Origin of the sequence: Anoxybacillus amylolyticus, from assembly GCF_001634285.1 — a bacterium.
Taxonomy (GTDB): domain Bacteria; phylum Bacillota; class Bacilli; order Bacillales; family Anoxybacillaceae; genus Anoxybacteroides; species Anoxybacteroides amylolyticum.
The window spans coordinates 1,683,655-1,695,799 of sequence record NZ_CP015438.1 but is presented as its reverse complement, the minus strand read 5'-3'; the positions used below and the strand labels follow the sequence as shown (position 1 = coordinate 1,695,799).

The 12,145-nt window shown below is 44.5% G+C and carries 11 protein-coding genes and 1 pseudogene; 1 reads left to right on the top strand and 11 read right to left on the bottom strand.

The window, feature by feature from the left end; all coding sequences use genetic code 11:
* Positions 1–9 precede the first annotated feature (9 nt).
* From paaA to GFC30_RS08600, 10 genes and pseudogenes are all read right to left on the bottom strand, one after another.
* Positions 10–978 carry a 1,2-phenylacetyl-CoA epoxidase subunit PaaA gene (gene paaA, locus GFC30_RS08645; RefSeq protein ID WP_066324380.1) on the bottom strand — a complete coding sequence of 323 codons (969 nt, stop codon included), beginning with the start codon at positions 976–978 and terminating at the stop codon, positions 10–12.
* An 88-nt stretch (positions 979–1,066) separates the two neighbouring features.
* The gene (locus GFC30_RS08640; protein ID WP_066324378.1) at positions 1,067–2,389 is read right to left on the bottom strand and encodes a phenylacetate--CoA ligase family protein; all 1,323 of its coding nucleotides are present in this window, start codon (positions 2,387–2,389) and stop codon (positions 1,067–1,069) included.
* A 207-nt stretch (positions 2,390–2,596) separates the two neighbouring features.
* Positions 2,597–3,586, bottom strand: coding sequence for a 3,4-dihydroxyphenylacetate 2,3-dioxygenase (hpaD, locus tag GFC30_RS08635; RefSeq protein ID WP_066324371.1), 990 nt, complete (start codon positions 3,584–3,586; stop codon positions 2,597–2,599).
* Between the two features lie 15 nt (positions 3,587–3,601).
* Positions 3,602–5,092 carry a 4-hydroxyphenylacetate 3-monooxygenase, oxygenase component gene (hpaB, locus tag GFC30_RS08630; RefSeq protein ID WP_066324369.1) on the bottom strand — a complete coding sequence of 497 codons (1,491 nt, stop codon included), beginning with the start codon at positions 5,090–5,092 and terminating at the stop codon, positions 3,602–3,604.
* Between the two features lie 40 nt (positions 5,093–5,132).
* Positions 5,133–5,588 (bottom strand): pyridoxamine 5'-phosphate oxidase family protein, encoded by a 456-nt coding sequence (locus tag GFC30_RS08625; RefSeq protein WP_066324366.1) that lies wholly within the window; start codon positions 5,586–5,588, stop codon positions 5,133–5,135.
* 12 nt (positions 5,589–5,600) lie between these two features.
* Positions 5,601–5,927, bottom strand: a pseudogene (locus tag GFC30_RS08620) (branched-chain amino acid ABC transporter ATP-binding protein); the annotation flags it as partial.
* A 78-nt stretch (positions 5,928–6,005) separates the two neighbouring features.
* Positions 6,006–7,487 (bottom strand): 5-carboxymethyl-2-hydroxymuconate semialdehyde dehydrogenase, encoded by a 1,482-nt coding sequence (hpaE, locus tag GFC30_RS08615; protein WP_179946268.1) that lies wholly within the window; start codon positions 7,485–7,487, stop codon positions 6,006–6,008.
* A complete protein-coding gene (locus GFC30_RS08610) occupies positions 7,468–8,262 on the bottom strand; it encodes a fumarylacetoacetate hydrolase family protein (RefSeq protein ID WP_066324354.1) in 795 nt (264 codons plus the stop codon). The genes hpaE and GFC30_RS08610 overlap by 20 nt, the downstream gene beginning before the upstream one ends.
* Positions 8,259–9,185 carry a 2,4-dihydroxyhept-2-ene-1,7-dioic acid aldolase gene (gene hpaI, locus GFC30_RS08605; RefSeq protein ID WP_066324352.1) on the bottom strand — a complete coding sequence of 309 codons (927 nt, stop codon included), beginning with the start codon at positions 9,183–9,185 and terminating at the stop codon, positions 8,259–8,261. The genes GFC30_RS08610 and hpaI overlap by 4 nt, the downstream gene beginning before the upstream one ends.
* A gap of 88 nt (positions 9,186–9,273) precedes the next feature.
* Positions 9,274–9,954: a GntR family transcriptional regulator gene (locus tag GFC30_RS08600; RefSeq protein WP_238583474.1), complete on the bottom strand. Its 681-nt coding sequence runs from the start codon at positions 9,952–9,954 to the stop codon at positions 9,274–9,276.
* Between the two features lie 180 nt (positions 9,955–10,134).
* Between GFC30_RS08600 and GFC30_RS08595 the strand changes: the two genes are divergently transcribed.
* Positions 10,135–10,683 (top strand): pyridoxamine 5'-phosphate oxidase family protein, encoded by a 549-nt coding sequence (locus tag GFC30_RS08595; protein WP_066327271.1) that lies wholly within the window; start codon positions 10,135–10,137, stop codon positions 10,681–10,683.
* A gap of 124 nt (positions 10,684–10,807) precedes the next feature.
* On the opposite strand, the gene megL is transcribed toward GFC30_RS08595, so the two are convergent.
* Positions 10,808–11,989, bottom strand: coding sequence for a methionine gamma-lyase (gene megL / locus GFC30_RS08590; RefSeq protein ID WP_066324336.1), 1,182 nt, complete (start codon positions 11,987–11,989; stop codon positions 10,808–10,810).
* Between the last annotated feature and the right edge of the window lie 156 nt (positions 11,990–12,145).

Sequence of the window (12,145 nt, the reverse complement as noted above, 5' to 3'; positions counted from 1 at the left end):
AATCCCCCCTTACACCGTTGCTTTTGATCCACTTAATGCTTCACGAACCCACGCGTTGTGCCGATACGATAGTTCACGGAGGCGGAGGCGCTCTTTTGACTTTGGACCATTGTTGCGGATGATTTCTTTAAACTTGTTCCAATCTGGTTGACGATACACCCATTTTCCTGCTTGTTCGTCATAGTACATCGTTTCATCTGGAAGTTGAAGCCCGATCGATAAAATGCGTGGCACATATTTGGTAAAGAAGTCTTGGCGAAGTTGCTCATTTGTTTTCGTCCGAATGCGATATTTAATCGTAATGTCTTGTTTCGAGGTCCCTGTGGTGGAAGCGCTGTCAGGGCCAAAAAACATAAGTAATGCATCCCACCAGCGGTTTAGTGCACCTTGTAACATTTCTTTTTGCTCTTTTGTTCCTTCCGCTAGCGCCAAAATAATCGATTCTCCGTGTTGCGCGTGGAATACTTCTTCCGCACAAATGCGTTTTAATGCGCGGGCATATGGTCCGTATGAAGCGTCAAGCATGTTCGTTTGCGTAATAATCGCCGCTCCGTCGACTAGCCAGCCAATTAAGCCCGCATCGCCCCACGTTGGCGCCGGCATATGAAAGACGTTATGAAACTTTAAATTTCCACTAAATAAATCTTGCATAATTTCTTCGCGCGTTTTGCCGAGCGGAGCCATTAAATCTTCTGCGACACGAAGAAGCAATTGTCCATGTCCCATTTCATCTTGCACTTTTGCCATAATCCCAAGCTTCCGGCGCAATGTCGGGGCTTTTGGCACCCACTCTTTCTCTGGAAGCGCCCCCATAATTTCACTAATTCCATGCATGGCGATAAGCTTAATGAGCGTCATTCGGTACTCGTCCGGCATCCAATCATCTGCCTCAATTTTTTCTCCTGCTTCGATTCTCTCCATAAACCGTTGATGTTTCTCTTCTTCCGATAAACGTTCAAACGATGTCACAATCGCCATCTATATCCCCTCCTATTTATAACGTTTATTTAACGTAATTATAAAATAACGTTATAAACATTTCAATTATGAAAATTGTAATAATTAATTATTTTTTTACTTTTTCTTTTCGGTGGTCGACAATGCGAACCGCTTTCCCTTCCGAACGCGGGAGCGATTTCGGTTCACAGACGTGAACGTCGATGGAAATAAGGCAGTAGTTTTTCAATACGTGCTGGATGCGTTTTTTGAGCAAAGCGACACGTACATCGCTCAAATCACCACCGATTTCTTGCGCGAACGATTCATTAATTTCGACTTGGAGTTCGACGGTGTCAAGCGTCTCTTTCCGGAATAGGTGAATTTGGTAATATGGAGCTAGCTCTTGGATCGTTAATAAATAGTGCTCGATTTCTGACGGAAAGACATTTACCCCACGGATAATGAGCATGTCATCGACACGCCCTTTAACACGCGACATTCTTGTCGTCGTCCGTCCGCATTTGCAACGTTCTTTTGTAATCGACGCAATGTCTCCTGTGCGATAGCGAAGAACAGGAAACGCTTCTTTTGTCAAACTTGTAAATACTAATTCCCCTTCTTCTCCTTCCGGCAGTGGCTCAAGCGTCTCTGGATCAATGACTTCGACATAAAAATGGTCATCTGCAATATGCAGCCCGTCTTGCGCCTCATGGCATTCCATCGCCACTCCTGGTCCGATAACTTCACTTAGTCCATAAATATCACAAGCTTTAATAGCAAACGCTTCTTCCAACGTCTTCCGCATTTCTTCCGACCACGGCTCTGCCCCAAAAATTCCGTATTTTAACGACGTTTGCCGCGGATCTTTTCCAAGCTCTTTCATTCGTTCCGCAATATTAAGGACGTACGAAGGGGTTCCGCAAATGACATGTGGCTGAAAATCTTCGATAAGCATCACTTGTCGGTCGGTATTTCCTCCTGATATCGGCACGGTCACCATCCCAAGCCGCTCGCTACCGTAATGAAGGCCAAGCCCACCAGTAAATAACCCGTATCCATACGCGTTATGCAGCACTTGTCCTCGCTCTCCACCGGCGATTGCGATTGCCCGCGCGACAATGTCCGCCCAATTTTCAATGTCGTTTTTCGTATACGCCACGACCGTCGGTTTTCCACTCGTGCCGCTTGAGGCATGAAGGCGCACCGCCTGCTGTAAATCGACCGCAAGAAGCCCAAACGGATAATGATCGCGCAAATCTTTTTTCGTCGTAAACGGCAGCTTATGAATGTCTTCAAGCGACCGAATATTCTCCAGGGTAATTCGTCCAACTAACTTTTGGCGATAAAACGGAACGCGTTCATACACCCGCTGCACCGTTTGTTGCAACCTCGCAAGCTGCAACTTCTCTAATTCCCGTCTCGACCATGTTTCCACTTCATGCAAAATCATTCTCCCATCCCCTTTGTAAAACGCTTTCATGTTTTGGTAAAAAAATAAACAATTATAACGTTTAAAAAACGTTATAATTGTTTTCCATTATATTTAACTTAAAAATAGCGATAATATTCTAAATTGTCAATCTCTTTTCTTGCAGAATTTTGTCGATCCCCGCAAAAAGAAGCTAACAGCCTATCTGTTAGCTTCGCACTGCTATGCTTACACCGTCTCTTGCTTTTTAGGCGTTAGCGGTTTTGGTTCGAGGAGAATGCCTGTTAAAATATCTTGTACAAGAACCGCCTCGGTTTTCCAACTGACTGGTGGCTCCGTTCCCCAAAATGTCGCTCGTTGTGGGTCATCCAAGTGCCATTTCACCGGCTCCCAATCTGGGTCGTTCGTAAAATAGTCACCGGTATACAGCTCAATGCGGTTTCCATCCGGGTCACGCACATAGACGAAAAAAGCGTTAGACGTCCCGTGCCGTCCTGGGGAACGCTCGATGTTGCGCGCATAGCCCATCGCCGCTAAATGATCGCATGCATCTAAAATCGATTTCGCGTCGTCCATCCAAAAGCCAGTATGGTGATAGCGCGGTCCTGTTTCGCTAATAAGTGCCAAATCGTGAACACTCGGTTTTCGATGCATCCATGCTGCCCACATCTTTTCGTCTTCTCCGTACCCTTTTACAGTATATTCGCTCGTCATAAACCCTAAATGGTTGCTATACCACTGATATACTTCATCAATGTTGGTAATGAGGCAGTTCGCATGATCGATACGTTTTATTTTTGTGTTTTTGTGCAAATGAAATTTTTGCAACATTCGCTCTGCTTTTTCCATCTCAAAGAAAAACTCGACAGGCAAGCCGCCTGGGTCTTGAATGCGAAGCGCTCTCCCTTGCCCGCGTTCTTCCCCGGGCTGAATCCATTTTTTCTTCGTTCCTAGTTTCGTAAATAATCGGTCTAATTCGTCGAGGTCTTCGTCGGCGCTCACTCGATAAGCAATATGGTTTAAGCTAGCTTGCTCGCCTTTTGTCAATACTAAGCAGTGATGGTTCGCATCTTCTAACGCCCGCAAGTAAAGGTGCGTATCGTCGCGTGCTGTTTCGAATAATCCAAGTCCATGGACGTAGAAATCGTACGCGCGATCCAAATCAGTCACCGTCACTTCTACATGGTGCAAGCGAACAATGTCAAACGGTTTTTTCACATAAACTCCCCCTCATTAAGACAGTGTGACGGAAGTAATGCCGGCACGACGCTTCGCCCGCTCTAAAAACTCTTTCACTTGTTGCTTGTATGGCGCTTTATCGTAATGGTCATAAAACACGTTCGACATACGGATTGGGTCGCCGAAAAAGTAATATTCGTATAACGCTTGGCGATTACCGAACGCACTGATTGCAATATCCCAAGCAAGACGATAAAGCTGGACGCGTTCATATCCATCGATATTCGCCCCTTGCATATAGCGATGCATCAGCAGGCCAATCTCGGAATCTTCGAAATCTTTATGCGTTGGAATGGCCATTAATCCGGAAGCGCCTAAAATTCGAATGATTTCGACCATCCGTTGATATACTTTCGGATACCAATTTCTAGCGGCATCAAGTGGCAAAAAATCTGGTGTCATGTTTCCGTAGCGGTCCATTTTGGCATCTTGTTCTGCGCGATATAAATGGGAACGCATCGTTTCGAGAATAATCATTACTTCTGCCGCTTTTTCTTTGACGTGCTGGAATTGCTCAATTCCAACGGCTTCCATCATGCTTAAAATAACCCCAAGCACAAATTCGGTTTTGGCGATGTTTTTCGCGACAACCTGATGGGACATATGAACGACCGCATTCGTTTCTCGGTACGTCCGGTTACATAAATCCGCGTTATGAACGATAAAGACGCGTTCCCACGGAATGAAGGCGTTTTCAAAAATAACGATGGCGTCACTTTCATCAAACTGCGCCCCCATCGGGTGATCCCATTGATTTTTTCCATAATCAAACGATTCGCGACAAACAAATTTAACACCAGGGGTGTTATTGGCAAAAGCAAACGCCATGCAGTACGGGTCATCGTTAGTAGTCGCCTTGTTCAATGTCGATGGATATACGATGCATTCGTCTGTAATCCCGCCTAATGTCGCGAGCAAACGACAACCGGAGACATAAATACCGTCACCATCTTTTTTCACAATTCTTGCAGATACATGCGGGTCGTTTTGTTCGTGTTGCGCTTTGGCACGATTAACTTGAGGGTGGATTAATGTATGTGTAAGTGCTAAGTCGTTTTCGCGGACGTATTCATAATATTTCACGATGTTTTCACCGAAATCAATGCCGTCACGATTACCTTGCTGGAAAAATTCAGCGGCAGACGCAAATGCCATAATGCTCGTATTAATGTAATCAGGCGAACGCCCCATCATTCCGCCGGAATAACGCGCCCATTCGGTGAACATTTCTCGCCGAGCGATTAAGTCTTCTTTCGTTTTTGGTGCGATAAACGAAAGCCCGACTAAGTCCCCGGTTGTCGGTGAAGTGTACAGCATTTTTTCGCTCTTTTCATATTGCAAATCGTACAAATCGGCCACCGAACGCGCGACGTTTTTAAACGCTGGATGCTCGGTTGGGTCTTCAACGCGCTGCCCGTCGATGTAAATACGGTTTTTCGCCTCCTTCAACGCTTTTAAGTATTGCTCCCCTGTTCTTGCTGGCATCAACAACTCCCCCTTTTTTATTTTTAAAATAATTAACTGATCATCTTAATAGTGCTTGATACACTTCTTCATCTAGTTTTTTCGCTTTGTCCACATTATACGTTTTTTCGTATGCAGGTTCTGTCGTAATTTGCGATCCCCAAAACATACTGTCAAAAACAGCTTCCACTGTTGCTTCGATTTTCGCTAATTTCAACGAAACGCTGCTCATCGCGTCTTCTACAACAGCAGAAGTCGCGTGAATGGAGTACACCGTGCCAAGTCCGATCACCGTAAAAACAACGTGCGGATTGGAACGAATATTCGACACAATTCGTGAATTTGTCGAAACAGCGAAGCGAATCGTTTTTTCATTAACGCTTTTCACCCACGAAATCGCCGCTACATTCGGGATGTTCCGTTCTGCTTCCATTGTTGTCAACAGGACTAGTTTTTCTCCTGATAAAAAAGTCATTAAATCACGAGAAAGCGTGGACACTTTTTCTACCGATCCCACCTTTTTCCCTCCTCAAATAATGATTTCGCGAGCTAAGTTTGTCTGCTTTTTTCCAAAATACGCTGCTTTCACCGTTTCATTATTCATTAGCTCTTGCGAAGTTCCAGAAATAGAAATTTGTCCGTGGCTAAGAACGCAAGCACGATCGGCCATTTTTAGAGCCACTTTGACGTTTTGTTCAACTAAAATAATCGTTGCTTCGAGTTCGTCGCACATTTTCCGCAAAATAGTCATTATATCTTTCACAATCAGTGGTGCTAAGCCGAGGGAAGGTTCATCAAGCATCATCAACTTCGGTTTCGCCATCAACCCACGTGCGATCGCTACCATTTGTTGTTCCCCTCCAGAAAGAAATCCATTTTTTCATCGTTTATCCCCCTTTTTGTAAGCACTTTCATTTCTTTTTATAGAAACTTTTTATTTCCCAAACTGAGGAATATGGTGGTTGCCAATGGCAACATGAATGACTTTCGGCTCTGTGTAAAATTCAAATGCATAATGTCCACCTTCTCGACCGATGCCGCTATATTTCATTCCGCCGAACGGAATGCGTAAATCGCGGACATTTTGCGCATTAATCCAAATCATGCCCGATTCCATCGCTTGGGCGACACGATGTGCCCGTTTAATGTCGTTCGTCCAGACGTAGCCTGCCAGCCCGTATTTGACATCATTGGCCATTTGGATAACGTCTTCTTCTGTTTCAAATTCAATGACTGCCATGACAGGTCCGAAAATTTCTTCTTGGCAAACACGCATCTCGTTTTTCGCGTTTAACAATAACGTTGGTGCAACAAAATTACCATGTTGGAATGATTCTGGCACTTGTCCGCTATACACTGTGCAACCTTCTTGTTGCGCAAGCGCGATATAGTCCGTCACCTTTTTCCAGTGATCTTTATGAATTAAAGGTCCTACTTGTGTCTTAGCGTTTAACGGATCTCCGACGCGAATGTTTGCTACCCGCTCTTTTAACGCTGCGACAAACCGTTCTTTTAATGACGTATGCAAAAAGACGCGCGAGTTAGCCGTACAACGTTCCCCGTTAAAGGAGAAAATGCCCCATACCGCCGCGTCAAGCGCGCGTTCAAAATCGGCATCCTCAAAGATAATAAGCGGTGATTTCCCACCCAATTCCATCGATACACGTTTCATCGTATCGGCAGCGTTTTTTATAATCAATGAGCCTGTTACTGTTTCTCCTGTGAAAGAAATAGCAGCGACATCTGGGTGGGCAACGAGTGCCGCTCCCGCTGTTTCACCAAATCCGTGAACAACGTTAAACACACCTTTTGGTAGTTGGGCCTCGTCAATGATTTGTGCCAGTTTGTTTGCTGTAAGAGGAGATAGTTCGGCTGGTTTTAGAATGACTGTGTTTCCAGTAGCGAGCGCAGGTGCGACTTTCCACGTTTCGAGCATAAACGGTGCATTCCAAGGAGTAATTAGTCCTACTATTCCTAAAGGTTGGTAGACGGTATAGTTAATAAATTCGTCGTCTTGTTGGTACGCTTCTCCTACTAAACGAGAGCGAACCATTGCCGCGTAAAATCGGAAATTTTCTGCCGACCGAGCAATCATTTTTCGTGTCTGACTAATGGGCAATCCTGTGTCGAGCGACTCTAAATAGGCAATTTCTTCGACATTTTTGTCAATTAATTCCGCAATCCGGTGAATGTATTGAAGTCGTTCGGATATTTTCATCGTTCGCCATGGACCGTTGCGGAACGCTTCTTTTGCGGCAGCAACAGCAAAGGAAATATCTTCTCTATTACCAGCCGCAACGCGGTTGATAGTTTCATTCGTGAAGGGGTTCAAATTCTCGAACGTGTTGCCGGAAATACTGTCGACAAATTCCCCATTGATATATAGCTTCGTATCGTCAATCTTGTTGGACAGCATATGATTCACCCCGATTATCGACGGTGCGTCCGTCTAATACATAGTTTTCTAACGCTCCTAATCCATCGATTTCTAAACGTACGACATCTCCTGGATAAATATGCGACAACCCTTTTGGCGTTCCTGTTAAAATGACATCGTTTGGCTCAAGCGTCATGAAGGAACTAATAAACGCAATTAACTCTGGAATGGAGTAGATTAAATCTTTCGTATTTCCACGCTGACGAAGCTCACCATTAACGTATGTGCGCAATTCTAAATCGCTGACATCGTCAATATCTTCTTTGTCCACAAAAAACGGTCCCATCGGGCCAAACGTGTCGTGGCCTTTTGCGCGAACAGGTGGCCGGTAAAAGTTGTTGACAAAATCGCGAACGGTTACATCATTAGCGATCGTATAGCCGCTGACATAATGAAACGCATCTGCTTCTTTCACATTCCGCGCAGTCTTTCCAATAACGACAGCTAATTCGTTTTCATAATGCATATATGTAGCCCCGTCCGGATAATATATCGGTGCTAGGTGACCGATGAGCGAAGAGTTTGGCTTGATAAATAGCACCGGCTCGGTCGGTTTCTCTAACCCTAGCTCTTCGGCGTGGTCGGCAAAATTTAATGCAAGACCGATCATTTTGTTCGGTTGAATAGGTGGAAGCCACACTTGAATATCGTGAAAGGCATATTGCTTACCGCTTGCTGCAGTAATATGCGTTTCTTCTTTGTTTACTACCCCCGTTTGCTCCCTTCCTTCGGCAATAAAACGAGCATATTTCATCTCTCACCGCTCCCTGCTTTCGATAATAACCCATATCCTTCTAATACTGCGCGAATTTCTTGTTGTAATTCTGGTGACGGCAAATCCATCGGCAGACGTAATTTTGGATAAATTTTTCCCATCATGCCAAGTGCTGCTTTTAATGGCGCTGGATTTGTATCTTTAAATAGTACATCGTTTAGCGGCATTAGTTCGTAATGTAAGTCTTGGGCGCGTTTCACATCGCCTGCTATCCATGCGTTATACACTTCTGCTACTTTTTCTGGTGCAACGTTAGCGGTCGCGCTAATATAGCCTGCCCCACCAATCGCAAGCATCGGGTAACATAATAGTTCAATGCCTGAGAACAACAGGAAGTCACGACCACAAGCAAGTAGCACGCGGTTGACATGCTCGAAATCTTTATTCGACTCTTTGACGCCGATAATGTTTGGGCAATCTTCTTTTAGGCGGGATAACGTCTTTACTTCTAAGTTCACCGCTGTTCTCCCTGGAATGTTGTAGACAATAATTGGGATATCAACAGCATCAGCAATTGTTTTGAAATGTTTGTAAAGTGCGTGTTGGGACGGACGATTATAATATGGAACGATAACCATTGCAGCATCTGCCCCCATCTCTTGGGCAAGTTTCGTCAGATGCAACGTTTCCGCGTGGTTCGTTGAGCCTGTGCCAGGTACAACTGGAACGCGTCCTTTTGCCGCTTGGATAGCTGTTTCCATCACTTTTTCTCGCTCTTGCAACGTAAGCGAGCTTGGCTCTCCTGTTGTTCCTGTCACCGAAATTCCATGGCTGCCGCTTTCGATGTGCCAGTGGATTAATTGTTCTAACGTTTTGTAATCCACTTCATCATTTTCTAAAAACGGGGTGACAATTGGCGCGATGGAACCGCGCAGACGTTCTTTCGCTTCAGCAATCGACATCAAAACAATTCACTCCTTTTTAAATATTTTAAATTTTCAGATATAAAAGACGAAAAAATTTTTCCCTTTTCGGGACGAACACCTCCTTTTATTCAAAAAAAGCGATACGCTGCTGCTTTTCTTGTTCTAACACATGGTTTCGATACGCTTCAAGCGTGCTTAATTTATGGTTTCTAGCAAATTGATCAATGAGCGAAAAAGCAGCGTTATACTCTAGCATCGCAATCATTTCTTCATGTTCTTTGATCGACTCTCGTGCTCTTTTTGGAATAAACGCCGTTCCCATGCGACGAATGGAATCAATCTGTTCATGTACGTGTTCAATCGTTTCCAATAAAAACGGATTGCCGCAATATTGGTAAATGGTAATGTGGAAAGCGCGGTTTAGCTGCCCAAACCGACGAAAGTTAAACTCATCTAGGGCTTCATTCATCTGTTGATTGAGATGGCGCAGTTCTTGTAGCTTTTCTTTTGGAAATTGCTTGGCGCTCAATGCCGTAGCATAGCCAGATAACACAGCCAACACCGATAGCGCTTCCAAATATTTGTCGTGATCGATTGGCGTGACGATTGCCCCTATGTTTAGTTTGTATTGAATAAGCCCCTCTTCCTCTAATTTTTTTAACGCCTCACGAACAGGAATGACACTAACCGCTAGCTCCGCTGCAATCTGACTGGTTACTATTCGTTGCCCTGGTGCATAGACCCCAGTCATAATTCGTTCGCGAATGACTTCATACGCCTGTTGTTGTTTGTTTAGTTTTTTCATGTCTCTTTTCATAGCTTTATCATAATGCAAATTTTATGAATTTTCAATACAAATGTTATAAAAAAAAATAAGATTTTATACTAAAAAATATCTATTCCATTGAAAGAAACTTTCCCTATTCATCGTGCCTATTTCCATTTACAATGATAAGAAAAATGAGGAGGAAAAAAGATGTACGAAATGAGAAGGCCGATGTTAGCGTGTACCGATGAGACGAAAATTTCTGCGTTTTTGTCGACGGCGATGACAGGGTATTTAGGGGTAGCGGATGGGCTAGAACCGTACGTCGTTCCGTTGAATTTTGTCTGGTGGAATGGCGCCGTATACGTTCATGGAGCAGAAGAAGGACGGAAAATGGAGGTGCTTAAACGAAACGCGCGTGTCTGTTTTACCGTAAGCGAACATTTCGGGACGATGGTTCATCCCGTCCCGGCGAAAACGGATACAGGATATATGAGCGTCATGTTATTTGGCACGGCAGAAATTGTGACTGACTTAGACGAAGCGACAGAAGCGATGCAACAGCTTCTCAACAAATATGTTCCTGGCTATTTTTTCGCGCCGCTTTCCAAACATCACGTCGAGACATACCGCTCTTCGATGGGCAGCCGAACTGTCGTTTTGAAAATTACACCGCACACGATAACCGCAAAGGAAAAACCGTTGAACGAGGAGAAGGTGTTTTATGCGGGAAGAAAAGTGACAGATGATATAGTTAAAGAAAAATAATTAAAGCAATAAAACATCCATGAACAAGTTTTGCTCACCACCCATGTATGCAAATAACCGCTCATAGATCGGTTATTTGCATAGAAAAAAGGGCAGCGGAATCCAACAAGCTGCCCTTGATTCGTTATAGTTGATGTAACGCTTGCTCTAAATCCCCCCAAACGTCTTCCCATGCTTCTAGTCCGACGGATAGGCGGAGAAGCGAGTCGCTGATGCCCATTTTTTTTCGTTCTTCTTCTGGGACAACCGCATGGGTCATTGTCGCTGGATGTTGGATTAATGTTTCGGTATCGCCCAAGCTAACAGCGATGTGAACAAGTTGCAAATGATTCAAAAATCGCTGAGCGTCTGCTTTTGTCCCTTGGATTTCAAACGAAATAAGCCCACCGCCGCGCTTCATTTGTTTTTCATAAATTGAATAGTCACGATGGCTAGGATCGGCTGGGTAATAGACGTTCGCTACGCGCGGATGGCGCTTTAAGTGCTCAACGATTTTTTCGGCGTTATCGCAATGTCGTTCCATCCGTACTGCAAGCGTTTTTATCCCCCGCAACAACAACCACGCATCAAATGGCGAAAGAACGCCGCCGACGTCTTTTTGCGTCGTTTTTGCGATTTCCGTCATTTTTTCTTTTGTGCCGACCGCAATGCCAGCGATGACATCCCCATGCCCTCCGATATATTTTGTTGCGCTATGGATGACGATATCACAACCGAGGGATAGCGGTCGCTGCAAATACGGGGAACAAAACGTGTTGTCCACGACAACGGCAATGCCGTATTCTTTCGCCACGTTAGCGACCATTTGTAAATCCACTAGCTTCATCGTCGGATTAATCGGTGTTTCGACATAGATGCACACCGTTTCTGGGCGAATGAGTTGGCGAAGTTCTTCTTCTGTTTCCATCGCGCAAAAATCATGGGAAATGTGGTATTTGTTTTTCAACAGCTGCAACAGCCCGAACGTACAGCCGTACACCCCTTGCGAACAAATGATATGGTCGTTCGTTTTTGTAAGCGCCATTAATACTGCGGATACCGCTGCCATTCCTGAGCTGAACGCAAGTGCTGCTTCTCCTCCTTCTAAACATGCCACTTTTTCCTCAAGCGCTCTTACTGTCGGATTGGCAAGCCGGGAATAAATATACCCCTCCTCTTGCCCTGCAAACCGTGCCTCTCCTTGCTCCGCCGACGCAAACGTAAACGTTGACGTCTGAAAAATTGGCACGGACAAGCTACCGAGATGATCTTTCGTATCGTACCCATGATGGATGACGATCGTGTCAAATCGTTTATCTGTTTTCATCCAAATCCCCCTTGTTGTGAATAACACCATACGCTTTTAGTATACGACATAAGCCGTTATTTTGTAAGCGCTTTCTTTTGTTTAGGAGTGATTCACGAAAAATTTCTCTTGTAAGTATTTTTGTTAATTATTATATTTGAATTATTGAATATTTAA

Excerpts from the sequence above, each read along its gene's own strand:
- hpaI (WP_066324352.1), bottom strand. The coding sequence starts at position 9,185 with ATGTCGATTGCTGAAGCGAAAGAACGTCTGCGCGGTTCCATCGCGCCA.
- GFC30_RS08595 (WP_066327271.1), top strand. The coding sequence starts at position 10,135 with ATGAGAAGGCCGATGTTAGCGTGTACCGATGAGACGAAAATTTCTGCG.
- hpaB (WP_066324369.1), bottom strand. The coding sequence starts at position 5,092 with ATGCCAGCAAGAACAGGGGAGCAATACTTAAAAGCGTTGAAGGAGGCG.
- GFC30_RS08600 (WP_238583474.1), bottom strand. The coding sequence starts at position 9,954 with ATGAAAAAACTAAACAAACAACAACAGGCGTATGAAGTCATTCGCGAA.
- paaA (WP_066324380.1), bottom strand. The coding sequence starts at position 978 with ATGGCGATTGTGACATCGTTTGAACGTTTATCGGAAGAAGAGAAACAT.
- GFC30_RS08640 (WP_066324378.1), bottom strand. The coding sequence starts at position 2,389 with ATGATTTTGCATGAAGTGGAAACATGGTCGAGACGGGAATTAGAGAAG.
- megL (WP_066324336.1), bottom strand. The coding sequence starts at position 11,989 with ATGAAAACAGATAAACGATTTGACACGATCGTCATCCATCATGGGTAC.
- GFC30_RS08610 (WP_066324354.1), bottom strand. The coding sequence starts at position 8,262 with ATGAAATATGCTCGTTTTATTGCCGAAGGAAGGGAGCAAACGGGGGTA.
- hpaE (WP_179946268.1), bottom strand. The coding sequence starts at position 7,487 with ATGCTGTCCAACAAGATTGACGATACGAAGCTATATATCAATGGGGAA.